This window comes from Pseudomonas sp. NPDC008258, from assembly GCF_042956345.1.
Taxonomy (GTDB): Bacteria; Pseudomonadota; Gammaproteobacteria; order Pseudomonadales; family Pseudomonadaceae; genus Aquipseudomonas.
The window spans coordinates 173,166-188,896 of record NZ_JBIBGE010000007.1 but is presented as its reverse complement, the minus strand read 5'-3'; the positions used below and the strand labels follow the sequence as shown (position 1 = coordinate 188,896).

Sequence of the window (15,731 nt, the reverse complement as noted above, 5' to 3'; positions counted from 1 at the left end):
CTCAACTCCTGATCAGGCGCGCGCAGAGGCGATGCTGTTGATGGTGGAACCGCGGCTGTCGACCAACTGCTGGATGGCATCGAGCATTTTGCCGACCAGCGCCGTATCTTCATTGACACTCTGGTTGGCAGCATCGCTGACCGCCTTGTTCAGGCTCTGCCCGGACTGGTGCAGCACCTCGCTCTGGCGCTGGGAATACTCTTGCAAACGCAGGATGGCGGACAACCCGGAGCTGGTCATCATCGCCATGGAACTGATGGCACCGCCCACAGTCAGGTTGCGCTCGTAGGTTTTCGCCTGCAGCGCGCTTTTCATGCGCGCATCCTTGGCCTGGGCAACCGCCTCACGGATGTTCGACTCAAGCGATGCCCGCTCGCTCGGGTCAAGCTTGCCGCTGCCGCCTTGCAGCTCCACCGTTGCGAGCTCGCCCTTGGCATTGATACCCTTCACCTGTTTTGGGCCCGACGCAGTCATGGCGGCCGGCCGGGTTTTCAAGTCAACGCGCATCTGCTGGGCTTGCGCATCAAACTTCGCCGCATCCATCTTGTTGGTCTTGATATCAGTGTGTTTCTGGCTCTGCCCACGCAAGGACAACGTGGCACCGGTAACGGACATGGTGGCGGCAACCACCGCACCACTGACCGCCGCCCACATCGCGGCCTGGCCACCCGCCATGATCGCAACGCCTTGCGCGACGGCGGCTTCATAGGCCATCTGGGTGAACTTGCCGCTCAGTTCAGCACTCGATTTGCGTGCAATGTTGACCGCGACGATTGCCGCCACCAACACACCAATGTGCTTTTCCCACGCGCCGGGGTCGAACGCCATCAGGTCCCGCACCGGGTCTTCTTCTGCGCCCTCGGGCCCTGCTTTCTCCTGCTGGACCACAGTGGCCAGAAACAACGCCATCATCGCCTGGCTTTCGCTCTCGCTGAACCCTGAGGTGTCCAGGTGACGGTTCAACTGCTGAGGCGTCATCGCTGCGACAACCTGCGTGTGCTGCGGCATCAACACCTGTGCATCGAGCCGCCCACTGATACCACTGACCGACATCGGTAGCTTGTGTTCGACGATGACCTTGCCTGCCACTTCTGCAACCTGACGGTTGATCCCCGAGGTGGCGCGGCTATTGATCGAAAAATCCATGAGTTCCAACCCTGTTGAATTGAACTAGATGTTGCGTGCCATGCTCAGGCTGCTGCTGTTGATACTGTCCTGGATGCTGAAGGCTTTCTTGATGGCGTCATCCTTGGCCTTCATGGACTGATCGAAGAGCTGGACCATATCGCTCAGATGGTTTTTCAGCTCTTCGGAAATAACCTTGGCGAACTCGAGATCGGCCAGGTGTTGCGCCGCGTTGCGCTGGTGAATGCCGGACTTGATTTCCATCGCGGACTGGGCAGCGACACCGCCCGCCTCCACGACCGCCACCGAAGCCGCCAGGCGTGATGCATACATACCCAGGGAGTTGGGATCCGACTTGAGACCGATGCTGGCACGGGCCTTGGTCATGACGCTGGAGAAACCATTGCTGACCGCCCGCGCGGCTTGCTTGAGCATTTGTGGCGCCATCTCGTTGGCCAATTTGCCGAACATATTGCCCATCGCACTGGCGACCCGCCCCGCAGCGGACTTGCCAACGACCGCGACAACCACCAGTACCGCGACCATGGCCACGGCGCCAACGATCGCGCCCATGATCATGCCGGCCATCTCGGCCGACGCCGCGTCAATGCCGGCCTTTTTCAGAAGGTCCGTAATCCCCTTACCGATGGCCTGAATCATCGGGCTGAGGAGGTTGTCCATCAGCGGCTTCATGGCCTGCTCCATGAACGACACCCCCGTCAACTGCTTGACCAGCATGTCTGCGGCCATCAAGCCCACACCGACAGCAGCCAGAGCCAGGCTGGCGCCACCCGTGAAGGCAGCCCCGACAACACTGACCACGGTCAGCACCGCGCCCAGAATCTTGCCGATACATCCCGCCGTCTTGCTGGCAGCTTCGGCTTTACGTACTTGCTCCAGGTACTCTTCGGACTTTTTCTCCATGTACTCCTGACGCGCCGCCTGCATGCTGCGGAACAGCTCCTGCTCCGCTTCAATCTTGGTTTCTGCGCTTTCGCCCATCAACGCTGCAAAACGTGCCATCAGCAGCACCATGGTCGCAGCCGCGTTCAGCTGATTCTTGATGCCATCGAGCACCGGCTTGTCGCCCAGCCCCGCGCTTTCCACCAACCTGGCCTGAGCCTCGGCCTTTTTGCCAGCCTCACCCGCCACCTTGACTGCGGCGTGATGCGCCAGACTGGCTTGGCTCAGTTGTGTTTGGGCGCCGGCCAAATTGCCTTGCGCCTGATCGCGGGCCGCCAGGGCTTTGGCATGTTCGGGAGTACCCGGTTTGGTTTTCCCCAGAGCCGCTTCAGCTTCGGCCAGCGCCCTTTGTGCGCTGTCGACGTTAGCCTTGGCCTTCGCGAGCTCCTCTTCGGAGCTGCTTGCAGCGGCGACAGCCGCTTCCAGCTCCGCCAGCGCACTCAGATAACTGTCTGACAACGCCTTGTTGCCATCAGCACTGGCTTTGGCTGCAGACTTGAGGATTTCCATACGCGACTTGAGCGTCTCCATGCTGACATCACCCAGCAAGTTGATGAGCGAGGCCATCAGCAAGGTAAACGCATCTGCAGAACCCTGTTTCGCACGCTCGGCACCTGGTGATGGCACCGCCAGAATCGGCCTGCCCAGGGCAGCAGCATTACCACCTTGCGACTGAGCGGCGTAGCTCACACCTTGCAGGTTTGCCAGTGCCGTATCGGCGGCGCGCTGATAGGCCTTGGTGTTGGCCGCTTTACCCGCAGCGTCCGCATAGTTTTCCTTGCCTGCCTGACGGGCCAGCGCTTCTGGGGATATGCGTGAGTACAAGGCCCTGATATCCATTACAACTGTTCCTCCGAATGGTCAGCGTCGACATTGTTCAACGCAGTCAGGTAAGCCTGGGCCTGCTCGCGCATTGCCGGCTCCTGAACGCGCTCGATGACATACTCAAAACACAGCTTGGCCTTGCCGGCTTTCCCCAGCGCAAGCTGGCATTGGCCGGTATAGAGCATCGGGCGGTAATCATGCTTGCCCTGGGCAAACGCCACGGCGTACAGATCAACCGCTTTCTGATAGTTCCGCTTGAGCTGATGCACCGCCGCCAAACCCATCCAGTACTGCGCGTTGTAGAAGTCGTAGATGCAGAGGAAATGGAAAAATTTTTCCGCATCGTCCAGGCGCCCCTGCTCATAGAACTCATAGGCAAAGGCGTAGAGGCTATCCATTTGCTCGGTACTCACGCCGCGCAGATCCTTGAGCGATGCTCCATCAAGGACGGCTTTCATCACCTGCTCGGCAATCCGGTCCTCTTCGTGCTCTGTGTGTTTACGACGACTCATGACTTGCTCCTGAATGTTTCTTCAGCGGTGCTGACCAGGCTATTGAGCCAGTTGAAGGCAAGGGGCGCCGTCACAAAACGCTCATCGTGGTGTGGGTGAGTCGCTCATACCTGCAAGCGGTTCCGCAGCGAGCCAGTCAGGCCTGCTCGACCTGCTCGAGCCAGACCAGCAGGCGCAGAACGCTTTCGATTTCCTGCATCTGGATGAAGGTGTAGCGCTGATGGGTCTTGAAAATGCGCCTGGCCAGGGCGATGTCACTGATCACCGGCACGCCTACTTCAGCCGCGTACTTGCGCACGGCCAGTGCCCGCTGGTTGGTTTCCATCAGTGAGATGAACGGCATCACCGTGACGTCCGGGCGGAAGTAGATCCCTACGGCGATGTGTGTGGGATTGGCGACAATCACTCGCGAACCACGAATGTCGGATTTGACCTGTTCGGATAACAGCTCCTGATGCAACTCGCGCCGCCGCCCCTTGATTTCCGGGTTGCCTTCCTGCTCTTTGTGCTCGCGCTTGACCGACTGCTTGTCCATCTTCAGGTCCTTGATGTACAGCCAGTACTCACACAACGCGTCGAGCATGACGACCAGCAATATGCAGCCCAGAAAAGCCAGCACCAGCACCAGCAGCAAATGAGCCCAGATGGGAAACAGGTCGACAGGTTGCGCATGGAGTTGTGCAAACAGTAAATGCCGCTGGGTCAGCCAGACCATCCAGAATGCGACCACGAAACTACCCAGATACAACAGGGCCTTGACGGTATCCTTCAGTGTTCTGAGGCTGAACAGCTTTTTGAACCCGTTAACCGGGTTCAGTGCGCCGAAGTTCAGCTTCAGCGCCTCGCTGGCGATGGCCAGGCCGGTCTGCAACAACGTGGGCAAGGCGCTGGCGAGAAAGCACACAACGATCAGCGGGGCCACGACCTTGAGCATCAGCACCCCGAGTTCGGCAGCATAACGCTGCTGATCGGCGGCGAAGCCTGAAGCGATGATGCGTCGATACACCTCCATCACCTCCAGCAGGCTGGCGTTGCTCGCCAGATAGATGATCGCGCAGAGCATCAGGCAGGAACTGGAGAGATCCTTGGCCTTGAAGGTCTGGCCCTTTTTCGCCGCGTCGCGACGCTTCTTGGCCGTGGGTTTTTCGGTTTTCGAGGCGCTGGACATCTCAGCGGGCCTCGGGCACGAAGACCCAGTCCACAAACTGACCCGGCTGGGTGGCCATGCGCAGGATTTCGTCCGGCAGGTGTGCACTGAAATACAGGATCAACACCAGTAACGCGATGGCGCCCTTGACAGTGAGCGACACCGAAAACGCGTTCATTTGCGGCGCAAAACGCGCCAGCAGGCCGAGCAGCGCCTCGGTCAGCAACAAGGTCGCCACCACCGGTGCGCTGATCATCAGTGTTTTGCTGATCAACGGATCGAGCAACCCGAGCAACGGCTGGATCGCCATTTCGCAGCCGAGTACCGGCGAGCAGAGTTGGTAGCTGCGGCTCAGGGTTTCCACCAGCAACTTCATGCCCCCGCCCTCCAGGTAGATCACCGCCGCGAACAGCTGGAGAAAATTGGCCAACTCCGAGGTGTCGTCGCCGTTGGCCGGGTCGACCGTGCTGCTGAGCATCGCGCCGCGCTGGTTATCGATCAGGTTGCCCATGGCGTGCAACACCCAGAACGGCCAGGACAACAGGCAACCGAGAATCACGCCCACACCGGCCTCTCGCATCAACAACCCGTAGAAGCCAAGCGAGTCCAGACGGGGTAACGTGCCAGCGGTATAAGGCCAGAGCGCCATGCCAACCAGCACGATCACGGCGTTTCGCGGTGCCCCGGTGAGCGCGCGACTGTTAAGAAACGGCAACATGAAAAACACCGGTGCCAGGCGAGCGAAGCAAATCACCGCACCGGCCAGCCAGCCATGCAGGTCGAAAAAAAGGCTTACATTCATCGCGATTCACTTCAGGGCCAGACGCATCACTTCCCGGCTGAAACCCAGCAACGTCTCGCCGTACCAGCCAGAAAGCAGGAACAGGCAGATGGACACCGCCAGCAGTTTGAAGCCGAAAGGCAAGGTTTGCTCCTGAAGCTGGGTCACGGTCTGAAACAGACCGATAAGCAACCCCACCAGCGTGGCGACGATGATCGGCCAGGCCACCAGGATCAGTATCAGGTACAAGGTTTTGTTGCCGGCAAACACCAGGTCATTCATCGCGGCGTCTCATTGAGCCAGGGAAAGGTATTGCCCAACCAGCCCGGTAGAAAGCAGGGACCAGCCATCCAGCGCAACGAACAGCACCAGCTTGATCGGTACGGAGATGATCACCGGGCTCATCATCATCATGCCCAGGGCAAGCAAGATACTGGAGACCACCAGATCGACGATGACGAAGGGCAGATACAGGTAGAAACCAATCTTGAAGGCGGCCTTGATTTCACTCAGTGCATAGGCTGGCAGCAACGCGAACAACGAGGGTTCCAGCGTCTCATCGGGCTCGACATCGGCGGCCCTGGGGTCTTCGCGTGCGATCTGTGCCCGCTCGAAGAACTGTGCCAGGTCCGGGTCGGTGTACCTGATCAGGTATTCGCGGTAGCTGCCCAGCCCGTTATCGAGGAAATCCACCACCGCATCGACGCTGGTGAACGCCACTCGGTTCTCCTTGTAGTAGTCATAGCCTTGATGCACCACGGGGCTCATGACGAACATCGCGAGTAACAGCGCAACGGCGTTGAGGGTCATGTTCGAGGGCACCTGCTGCAAGCCCAGGGCGTTACGCACGATGACGAACACGATCGAGAACTTGATGTAACAGGTGCCCGCGGCAATCAGGAATGGCAGCAACGAAGCCACTGCCAGCAGCCCGATCATTGAAATGTCATTCATGACCCAGGCCCCGACCAACCTCACGCAGTTCGACACCCAGGCGATCGCCAAGCTGGACCAGCTCCCCCAGGGCAATACACTTGCCACCGACACGCACTTCCACGTTACCTGCGGCAGTAGGCTCAAGGGGCAGCACCTGCCGCTCGATAATCTCGTTGAGCGCCGCCATGCTCAGGGTGAGTTCGCCCAGCACGAATTCAAGTTTGACCGGCAGCTCCGACAGTACGCAGGGAGCGCTCGGCGATAGGCTATCCGGGGGAGTGAGTTGCATGTGCAGACCTTCCTTGCCAAAGGTGAACTGGCCGACACACAGGTCGGCCATGAAGAGTTGTCGGGTTTGCGCGGCGATGACCAGCACATCGCCCCTCGCCAGTTGCCGGGATGGCAATCGGGCCAGCTCGCTGTTGCCGAGCACGACTCGCAGAACTTGCGGCACTGCCTGCAACCAGGCCTGTAATGGGCGCGGCGGCGCATTGCGTTGGCTCGGCCCTTCGATGACCCACAGGTCGCTCTGGGGGGTTGAAATGCAGGGCAGGCAAGCCCCTTGCAGGGCCGCCCCCTGAATGAGCCTGAAGTCAACCAGGCGCTGGTAGTCCAGCAGGTCGGGCGCGATTTCGACGGGCCGGCTCACCGCCGAGAACAGATCCAGAACCGCCTGGTCCGCGCCCTCCTGATGCAGCCATTGGAACCATTGCGGACCCACCGCTTGCAGCCACGCGTGGGCCCCGATCATGCCTTGCCAGATACCGTGGCAACCTTGTGCCCGGAAGGCGATGTAACGTGTCTGTGGCGACGGCTGGCTCAACCGCACCAGGTGCCCCTCACGCTGCCAGCGGGCCACCGCAAGGCGCCGCTCATGATCCAGGGGCACAACGCGTCGCAACAACAGAGTGGAGGTCACGTCTGCTGGCCTCCCCGCTTACCTCTGTCTCGAAACGCCTGACCGCTCTGCTCTTCGGCCTCCTCATCCGGACGCCCCTGCTCATGACCGTGACGGGTGTCATGCCCCTGCTGATCAGTCAAACGCCAGCGCGGGTCCGGCGCTTGCGCCAGGTTGTCGCTCAAATGACTGAAAACCAAGGCACTGCTTGGGTTGAGCAGTAACTGTTCGGGGCGCTCGGGCCCCGCCTTGCTGACCGTGATCAGGCCTACAGCATCACCTTTGCTGAACGGCACCTGAAGGTAGTTCCTGGCCTGGCTGGCCGTGCTGGCTTCAGGCACCGACTTCGCTTCAGGGGTCGGTTTGGCGGGCACCCGCAGTCGCGTTGCGTGGTTCAGGTGCAATGACTTTTCCGGCACAGGCAACGGTTGCGCGAGTAATGCTTGAGGGGCTTCCTGCTTGGCCAGCGTGTCGGCGACAGCTTGATCGGCGGCCCGATAGGCACTGACAGCAGCGGCCTGATCAGCCACTTGTGCCGGCATCGCGGCCGGTGATCGGGTGGACGACAAAGGCGCTTGCTGCCGGGGCGCCCCATCGACGACAGCCTGGCCGGGTGTGGCGACCGGAAAACGGGTAGCTGGCGGTAGCCGAGCGTCAACCTGTGCCGGCGATGACGGCCCGGGCGGCTGCTTGCTGGATGAATACATCATCTGATCCACAGGTACTTTGGCCAACCTGGACTCAGCCTCCGCGTGCAGCGCTGCCAGCGACAGCTTCAGCGGGGGCTCGCGCAGTGGCTGCAATTGCGTCAACAACACAAGCGCCCCCTGCGGCAACTCGTCCAGTGCATGACGGTCTTCGGTAACCTGCGTAAGGTCTTGGTCGCCGGGTTCATCGCTGAGTAAAAGATCTCTGTCCAGACGAACCGCCGCTGCAGGAGGTCTCACTGTGCTCATTTCCAATTCACCAATAGTTCTTCAATGTCATTTTCTTCCTGGCGCCACTGACGTGAACGGCGCTCGCCCAGCAAGCGTTGCTCCAGAGTCCGGTACTTCAAATGCTTGCGCTGCAAAGCCTTGCGGTGCCGTTGCAAACGCTCGACTCTTTTAGCCGCCTCCAGGTGCTGGTCCATCACGCGGGTGCGCTCCAACGCCAGGTTGCCGATCTGCCGCCGAATCACCGCCTGACGCCGCAACAGCGCCAGTAACTGCGCATGGCTCAATCGTTGATTCTCGGGACGCTGACTGATCAAAAGCTCATTGAGCCCATGAGCCTGCTGCTCTATCGCTTGCAGCTCCTGCTCAAGCGGAACCAATGCGCGCAAGGCCTTATCAAGCCCTCGCTGACACTCACGCTGGCGGTGATCGCTGAACGCCAGCAGGCGCCGGGCATCAGCCAAGCAGACCATGCAGGCTCTCAAGCGCGACCTGAGGTGCACAGCCCTCACTCAAGTCCTGGCAAAGCCACGCCATTAACGCTTCGCGACAGGCCATGGCCTGATCGTTAGCGGCATTTTCCCCTGCCCGGTATTCCCCCAGATCAATCAATACCTGAAGCTCTTCGATGCGGGCCAAGACCTTGCGGGCCCTGGCTGCCAGTTGCTGAACATCCTGCCCGGTGACCTGATGCGCCACCCGGCTGGCGCTGCGCAGCACATCGATTGCCGGGAAATGACCGCTGGCGGCCAACGTGCGGCTCAGGTAGACATGCCCGTCGAGGATGGAGCGAATTTCCTCGGCAATGGGGTCAGGTTCATCGTCGCTTTCCAGCAACACGGTGTAGAACGCGGTAATGCTCCCGTTGGCGGTCACGCCAGGGCGCTCCAGCAAACGCGGCAGGGAGTCGAATACCGAAGCGGGATAACCGCGCCGCGCCGGTGCTTCCCCCGCCGCCAGCGCAAGGTCGCGGCGGGCGCGGGCATAGCGGGTCATGGAGTCAAGCATCAGCACCACTTGCCGGCCTTGATCACGGAAATACTCAGCGATTGCCGTTGCCTGTAACGCTGCATTGCAGCGGTCGATCGAGGAGAAGTCCGACGTCGCGTACACCACCACGCACCGGGTGCATTTTTCCGAATGGCGCAACGTTTCGACAAACTCGGTAACCTCCCGCCCCCGCTCACCGATCAACCCGATCACGAACACATCCGCTTCGCTGTGGCCGATCAGCATGTTCATCAATGAAGTCTTGCCTGATCCCGCCGCCGCAAAAATGCCGATGCGCTGGCCTATGCCGCACGTGAGCAGGCCATCGATCGCCCTTACGCCGGTGGCCATCGGCTGGCTCACCGGACGACGCTGGTTGTAGGCGGGAGGCGCAGCATCCACCGGGCAGTCGCGACCTTCGAATGCATCGCCGGGCGCCAACCGTTCGACTATGCGCCCCTGTGGGTCGATCACGCTGCCGAGCATGGCAGCGCTGCAATGCAGGCTGAGCAAGGCACCGGTCGGCACGACCAGTGATTCACGGGACAACCCTCGCGCTTCACCCAGCAAGCTGAGCAATACCGCATCAGGGCTGAAGCCGATCACTTGTGCTCGAGCGCTCACTGCAGTGTCCCGCCAGTCGCCTCGCACCTCGCACACTTCGCCGATGACCACACCGTGCAGTGCCGCTTCAAGCAGTGGGCCATTCAACCGCAGCGGGTGGGCAGCACGGCGCTCCAACAATGCCCGGTTCATTGATCACCCTCCTAAAGAGTCTTGATCACACTCACTGAAATGGCGTCGGAAAGCTCGCCATACGAAACCACGTCCAGCTCCCGAAAACGCCCTTCAATCAGTTTCTTGATGTAGCGCCGCACATCCACCGAGGCCAGGATGACCATGTCTTTCTGAGGGATGTGCAGGCTGTCGAGCCCGACGGCCAGGCGGTCCATAAGCTCTTCGCAGGCCGATGGCTCCAGGTTGAGGAAACTACCGCCAGAGGTCTGACGTATGCCCTTGCGCACCACGTCCTCGAACTCCGGCGAGAGCAGCAACACGCGCAGATCGTTGCCGTTGGCGAATTTATTGCTGATGTAGCGCGCCAGGCCGCCGCGCACGTGCTCGACCAAGGCAATCACGTCTTTCTCGCGCATGGCCCAATGGGCAAACGTTTCAAGGATGAGTTTCATGTTGCGCACCGAAATGCGCTCGGCAACCAGGCGCTGCAACAGCTCAGAGACTTTCTGCACCGTGGCATGGCGATAGACTTCCTTGACCAGGTCCGGGTAGCGCGCTTCCATCTCGTCAAGCAGGGCCTTGGTCTCCTGCACCCCGAAAAACTCCGAAATGTTGCGCGCCAGCAGGGTCACCAGGCAGCGGTAGAATTCGTCAAACGCCGGGCGCAACTGATGCCCCAGCTGCTGCAGTTTTTCGCGCTCGGTGCTGCGCACCCATACGCTGGTTTGCTTGTTGCTATCGACACCGGTGGTCAGGTACAGACCAAGATGCTCAAGCTCCGGCTTGTAGTCGACAACACGTAGCAGATCGAAGTGAATATCGAACTGGTCGGCACGGACCTCGTTGATCAATACCGCGACTTGCCCCAATGGCAGTGCGTCTGCACCGCGCAATCGGGGTTCCGGGATCCGGATGCCGTAATCGATAAAGAACTGGCTACGAAAGCGCTCACATAATCTGGCCGCGCGCAGTTCTTCTACGCGCGTGGTTGGCACCAGCAGCATCAAGGCGACGGTTTCGGTGGCCATGTCGTCGACGTTCTCGATCAGGCCCAATTCGCTTTCGGTACTTCCCTCTTCACCCGCCACAGGCGCAACGGAGGCAGCACCCAAGGTTTTTTTCTCCAGCCGGTGGCGAAAGAACAGCAACCCCACCAGCGCACTGGCGATGATCAGAAACACCACAGCCGGGAACCCTGGGAGCGTCGCCACACCGATGGCCAGAAAGGCAGTAATACCCAGCACAAAAGGATGCCCCAGCAGTTGGGTCATCATGTTGCGCCCCAGGTTGGCCTCGTCTCCGTTGACACGGGTCACGATGAAGCCCGCACCGATGGCGATCAACAGCGCGGGAATCTGCGCTACCAGGCCGTCACCGATTGTCAGCAACGTGTAGGTCGACAGCGCCTCGGACATGTCCATTCCCAGTTGCCCGACACCGATTGCGATCCCCCCGAGGAAGTTGACGAAAATGATGATGATCCCGGCGATCGCATCGCCCTTGATGAACTTCATGGCGCCATCGAAGGATCCATACAACTGGCTTTCGCGCTCGAGCGTACTGCGCCGCTCTCGGGCCTCCTTGGCATCGATGACACCGGCCTTGAGATCGCCGTCGATACTCATCTGCTTGCCCGGCATGCCATCGAGGGAGAAGCGCGCAGCCACTTCCGCTACGCGCTCGGACCCCTTGGTTATGACGATGAACTGCACGATGGTGACGATCGCGAAGATCACGAAGCCCACCACCAGGCTGTCGCCAATCACAAACTCACCGAAAGACGCGATGATCTCACCGGCATCTGCCTGCACCAGGATAAGCCGACTGGTACTGATCGATAACGCCAGACGGAACAATGTGGTAATCAACAACAGCGCCGGAAAGGTGGAAAAACTCAGGATCCGTTCAATGTAGAACGAGCCCATGAAGACCAGGATCGCAATGACGATGTTCAGACCGATCAGAAAATCCACCAGCGGCGTCGGCAATGGAATGATCAGCATGGCGATGATCATCACCATCAGCGTCAGGATCAGCAGCTCCGGTCGAGAAATGACACTGCGCAAGAATTTGTCGAGCATGGTAAGTACAGGCCTTGAACACTAGGGGGTACAACGAGCCACCAACGCTGCATGCCGCCCAATGGTTTCATGGGCAAACACCAGGTCGGCCAGGTGCGTGAATTGCTCGGCGATCCGCTCCAATGCCGCGTCATCGCCAAACAGCTCCAGCGGCAATGCCAGGCAGAGCAGTCGCAATAATTGCAGCAGTTGGGCGCGCTCGTGGTGCGCAACCAGCAACAATCGCTCCCCCAACAGGCCTGACAGCAACTGGTCGAGCTCGTCGGGGAACTGCAACAGCCCCAGCAGGAACACCAACCAGTCCGGCTCGCTGGCGTTGTGCCGGCAAACCAGCTCGTCAGCGAGCAAGCCCCGAATGAACACCACATCGACCGAACGCAGGCGCTTGATATCACCCAGTTTTTTTAGCAACTGCCCAAACTCGTCGCGTGAACAACTGGGGTCTTGGGCATCGATGTCGGTCAGTAACGCAGCTTCGATGAACTCCAGGACCGAGCCACGGTGCTGATAGCCGTAAATGGCTACCCAGTCTTCGTAGGACTCGACCGCACCGCCTTCGGACTCCAGGAACGAGCGATAGGTGTCACGCAGCAAGGCCGCTCGCAACGCCAGCGCCTTGCCGAACATCTTGGCTTTGAGTGCCGAATTGATACCGGCCTTCAAACGCCTGGGTGGCGATTGAACGAGCACCTGTTGCAGTAGCGCCTCCAGACGCAGGCGGGTCGCCTCGGCCATTACCTTTTCGCGCAACAGTTCGCGCAGTACCAGCACCAGGTCGCTGTCGTCGGGGAACAGCGCCCGGGCCTGCGCCAGCAACCATTCGATGCTGCGCTCGGCAAGCCTGGCCAGCGCCTGGATTTGCCGGGCCTTGGGAATCACATCTTCATCCAGGACCCGCTCGAAGCTTTCTGCCAAGCCTTCGAACTTGCTGCCGAAGTCGCCTCTACGGCGAAACTGCGAACGCAGGGAAGCCGCCATCTCATCGCTGTTCTCGACGAATCGCTGGACGCTGGCTGCCGGAGTAGCGTCGTCCTCTGGCGCTTCAGCAACCTTTGCCTGGGGCTCGCTACCCTGATGCGGGCGCGCCATCTGCATGCGCGCCGGCACTTGGCCGATAACGGCCATGTCAGCGCTCCAGCGCGCGAAGCACCGCGCGGTCGGCCGGGTCACGGGCCACGTTGCCGATCACCTGCGCACCAATCTGCATGGCGCCTGGTTCAAGCGCGCTATCGAGCTCTTTAGGTTGAATCAGGAACACCCGGACGGTGTTGGAGGTACGAGTCTGTCGATAGCTGAACATCCTCCCCAGGTACGGAATATGCCCAAGCACCGGGACACGCTTGATCACCTCTCCACTCTCGTCACGGGTGAACCCACCTACCAGCAGGCTTTTACCCCGCGGCACCCGAGCAACAGTGCTGATACGCGTTCGGCCAACCGTCGGCAGCGTGTCGGGCCCTGGCGCCCCTTCCCTCGCCGACTCGACCACACTGCCGTCCTCGATATTGAGTGCCATCTCGACTTCTCCGGATGCTGAAATCCGCGGCAAGACACTGACCAAGGTGCCGTAAGTGACGTGCTCGAGCTCAACACTGCGTTCGCCTATCAGTCGCGCATAGAACGTACGGTTATTGTCGAAAATCGCCGGCACGTTTTCTTGAGTCAGGACCACCGGCCGCGAAACCACCCGTGCGCGGTTTTCGGTTTCCAGCGCTGAAATGGCAGCCATGAACGAATCGCTATCCAGCGTGCTCAGCGAGCCGCCATTGAGCGATGCCGCCACCTTCGAGCCGACCTTGAACGACCCCTTCCAGTCGACGCCCAACTCATTGAGATCATCTTTATGCAGATCGATGATCCACAGGGAGAGCTCGACATGGCGCTTTGGCTCATCGAGTGCAGCAACCAGGTTCTCGATAAAATGCACCTGCTCCGGAAGGCCCTTGACCAACAGGCTATTGGTATCGGGGTAGGCCACTACGCGGATATTGCCGGCAGCCAGATCGCGAGCCATGATGCGCGGCGCCGTAGTGTCGGCAAGTCCGGGTTGGGGGCTACCCAGCCCCTCCAATGGAAAGCCCGGCATGCCACCCGCAGGCCCTTCACCGTCCTTGTTGACCGCTGCGTCGACACCCCGGTTTTCACCCTTGAGCAGTGTCTCGATAGCCGTCGCAATGCCGGGTACCGTGATGCTTTGGTCGCGCAACTCGTACTTGCGATCTGTAACGAATGTGTTGCGCAAATTGATAACACCAATGCGCTGCTGCCCGAGTTGCAAGCCGGCACTTTGGTTGTCCATGAATTGCGCAGCCTGCGCCACCAGGTCGACATAGATCGGCGGGCCCGAAATGTAGAAGGTCCGCAAGCCATCATGGCGCAGAGGGTACCGGGCATCACGCAAACCTGAGCTACGCAGGAAGGCCTCCAGCTTCTGGACAGTGATGGTGTTCAGCGAGATGACGGCGCTCTTTGCCTCGGCCGCCTCATAGACATACAGCGTGTGACCGTCGCTGTACCAGATCAGCGCCATTTGCCGAACGATGCGCTCCAGCGTCTGCTGCGGTGCGGCCAGCGAGAATTCGCCACTGATGGTGCGGCGGGCAGCTGCCTTGCTCAGAATGACCGGCTTGTCCAAGGCTGCTGATAGTGCATCGAAGAACGTACGCAGGCCTTCCTGGCGAGCCACATAGCCCTCTCCAGCACGATCAGAGGCAACCGATGAAGCCATAGGCAACACGCAACAAAGCGCCAGCATGAGCGCTCGCGAACACATACTTTTAACCATCATGGGTTCATTCGCTCGAAAGGCGGGTTATATCAATCAAACTGCTCGGCGCAACGCCGACCAGCTCTCGAATCTCTTTGGAAAAATGCGAGGAGGAGGCATAGCCAAACTCCAGGGCAACGTCAGTCAGTGACGCAGTACCTTCAGCCATGCTCAGAAGCGCCTGGGCTGTACGCCACCCACGCAACTCGGACTTGGCTGCACCACCCAGCGCTTGACGGCAAAGCCTTCTGAAGTGCGACACAGATACGCCATAGCGTCCTGCAAGGTCCTGGAGCTTTTCACTGCCCGAGCCTTGCTCCAACAAAAAACCGAGCAGCTTGTAGCTCTCACTGTTGCGCAAATGACTGGCGAATGCTCGATAGGCCGCCTCACCTTGCAGCGCAAGGGTGAGATACCAAGGCTCCAGTCCCGCAGCCGCTCGCCCCTGACCAAGCCCTTCGCTCAGCACCGCCCAGGGTTCGCTTCGAGCAGGTTGCACCCCAGGCATGCCCCCCTGATCGATAAAGAACTGCAATTTGAAAAGACTCGTTTGCGACAAAGGGAGCACCCAGGCACTGCCACTGAGCACTCGCAACCCCGGGCGCAAAACCAGCAAGCCCTGCCAGCCAGGCGCCAGGGACAACAAGGCAGGATTCTCGCGATGCGCCAGACACAACATGTCACGGCCATTGCGAATACGAAGGACCTGCTCACCCGACTTCGCGAGGGCACACCAATGCCTCAAGGTTACAGCCGAGTCCGGTCTTGCGCCCGCGCCCACATCAGCTACCACCATCACAATCACAATCACCCGGAATACATTCCCGGCCACTATGAGCAAGACCCACCCGACAATCTTGATGAGAAACTGATGGCAACCGCCAATGCGGTGGGCAGCAGCCTGCCCGGTCGTGTGTGAGCGCGTGGCGGATTGACGCACTTCACACCCGCATTATACCATCTGTATACAGACTGTATTTAATGGCTGGGATGATGCTGTACGTTGATTTGCCTTAAGCGGTCCTGCCGGTTT

At 60.0% G+C, this 15,731-nt stretch carries 16 protein-coding genes; 1 reads left to right on the top strand and 15 read right to left on the bottom strand.

From position 1 onward, the window contains the following. Positions 1 to 12: 12 nt before the first annotated feature. The 15 genes from ACFY9W_RS08145 to ACFY9W_RS08075 form a co-directional block, all read right to left on the bottom strand. Positions 13 to 1,146 carry an IpaC/SipC family type III secretion system effector gene (locus ACFY9W_RS08145; protein WP_391128171.1) on the bottom strand — a complete coding sequence of 378 codons (1,134 nt, stop codon included), beginning with the start codon at positions 1,144 to 1,146 and terminating at the stop codon, positions 13 to 15. A 24-nt stretch (positions 1,147 to 1,170) separates the two neighbouring features. Further along, positions 1,171 to 2,655, bottom strand: a complete 1,485-nt coding sequence (gene sctE, locus ACFY9W_RS08140; protein ID WP_391128259.1) for a type III secretion system translocon subunit SctE — start codon at positions 2,653 to 2,655, stop codon at positions 1,171 to 1,173. Between the two features lie 272 nt (positions 2,656 to 2,927). Beyond that, on the bottom strand, positions 2,928 to 3,425 hold the full coding sequence (gene sicA, locus ACFY9W_RS08135; protein ID WP_391128168.1) for a type III secretion system translocator chaperone SicA: 498 nt from the start codon (positions 3,423 to 3,425) through the stop codon (positions 2,928 to 2,930). A gap of 136 nt (positions 3,426 to 3,561) precedes the next feature. After that, a complete protein-coding gene (locus ACFY9W_RS08130) occupies positions 3,562 to 4,593 on the bottom strand; it encodes an EscU/YscU/HrcU family type III secretion system export apparatus switch protein (protein WP_391128165.1) in 1,032 nt (343 codons plus the stop codon). A 1-nt stretch (position 4,594) separates the two neighbouring features. Continuing rightward, entirely contained in the window at positions 4,595 to 5,374 is a 780-nt protein-coding gene (gene sctT / locus ACFY9W_RS08125; protein WP_391128163.1) for a type III secretion system export apparatus subunit SctT, read from the bottom strand. Positions 5,375 to 5,380: 6 nt separating this feature from the next. Further along, positions 5,381 to 5,635 carry an EscS/YscS/HrcS family type III secretion system export apparatus protein gene (locus ACFY9W_RS08120; RefSeq protein ID WP_016711568.1) on the bottom strand — a complete coding sequence of 85 codons (255 nt, stop codon included), beginning with the start codon at positions 5,633 to 5,635 and terminating at the stop codon, positions 5,381 to 5,383. A 9-nt stretch (positions 5,636 to 5,644) separates the two neighbouring features. Further along, positions 5,645 to 6,307: an EscR/YscR/HrcR family type III secretion system export apparatus protein gene (locus tag ACFY9W_RS08115; protein WP_391128160.1), complete on the bottom strand. Its 663-nt coding sequence runs from the start codon at positions 6,305 to 6,307 to the stop codon at positions 5,645 to 5,647. Next, complete coding sequence (locus tag ACFY9W_RS08110) at positions 6,300 to 7,208, bottom strand: FliM/FliN family flagellar motor switch protein (RefSeq protein ID WP_391128157.1); 909 nt, start codon at positions 7,206 to 7,208, stop codon at positions 6,300 to 6,302. The genes ACFY9W_RS08115 and ACFY9W_RS08110 overlap by 8 nt, the downstream gene beginning before the upstream one ends. After that, positions 7,205 to 8,143, bottom strand: coding sequence for a hypothetical protein (locus tag ACFY9W_RS08105; RefSeq protein WP_391128154.1), 939 nt, complete (start codon positions 8,141 to 8,143; stop codon positions 7,205 to 7,207). The genes ACFY9W_RS08110 and ACFY9W_RS08105 overlap by 4 nt, the downstream gene beginning before the upstream one ends. Continuing rightward, the gene (locus ACFY9W_RS08100; protein WP_391128152.1) at positions 8,140 to 8,595 is read right to left on the bottom strand and encodes a hypothetical protein; all 456 of its coding nucleotides are present in this window, start codon (positions 8,593 to 8,595) and stop codon (positions 8,140 to 8,142) included. Before ACFY9W_RS08100 ends, ACFY9W_RS08105 begins: the two co-directional genes overlap by 4 nt. Continuing rightward, the gene (sctN, locus tag ACFY9W_RS08095) at positions 8,579 to 9,868 is read right to left on the bottom strand and encodes a type III secretion system ATPase SctN (RefSeq protein ID WP_391128149.1); all 1,290 of its coding nucleotides are present in this window, start codon (positions 9,866 to 9,868) and stop codon (positions 8,579 to 8,581) included. Before sctN ends, ACFY9W_RS08100 begins: the two co-directional genes overlap by 17 nt. 11 nt (positions 9,869 to 9,879) lie before the next feature. Then, positions 9,880 to 11,931 carry an EscV/YscV/HrcV family type III secretion system export apparatus protein gene (locus ACFY9W_RS08090; RefSeq protein WP_391128146.1) on the bottom strand — a complete coding sequence of 684 codons (2,052 nt, stop codon included), beginning with the start codon at positions 11,929 to 11,931 and terminating at the stop codon, positions 9,880 to 9,882. A 21-nt stretch (positions 11,932 to 11,952) separates the two neighbouring features. Beyond that, positions 11,953 to 13,056 carry a type III secretion system gatekeeper subunit SctW gene (gene sctW, locus ACFY9W_RS08085; RefSeq protein ID WP_391128143.1) on the bottom strand — a complete coding sequence of 368 codons (1,104 nt, stop codon included), beginning with the start codon at positions 13,054 to 13,056 and terminating at the stop codon, positions 11,953 to 11,955. A gap of 1 nt (position 13,057) precedes the next feature. Then, a complete protein-coding gene (sctC, locus tag ACFY9W_RS08080) occupies positions 13,058 to 14,617 on the bottom strand; it encodes a type III secretion system outer membrane ring subunit SctC (protein ID WP_391128140.1) in 1,560 nt (519 codons plus the stop codon). Positions 14,618 to 14,723: 106 nt separating this feature from the next. Further along, on the bottom strand, positions 14,724 to 15,233 hold the full coding sequence (locus ACFY9W_RS08075) for a helix-turn-helix domain-containing protein (RefSeq protein WP_391128137.1): 510 nt from the start codon (positions 15,231 to 15,233) through the stop codon (positions 14,724 to 14,726). 126 nt (positions 15,234 to 15,359) lie between these two features. Here ACFY9W_RS08075 and ACFY9W_RS08070 point away from each other — a divergent pair, with 126 nt between their 5' ends. Beyond that, a complete protein-coding gene (locus ACFY9W_RS08070) occupies positions 15,360 to 15,617 on the top strand; it encodes a hypothetical protein (protein ID WP_391128134.1) in 258 nt (85 codons plus the stop codon). Positions 15,618 to 15,731 lie beyond the last annotated feature (114 nt).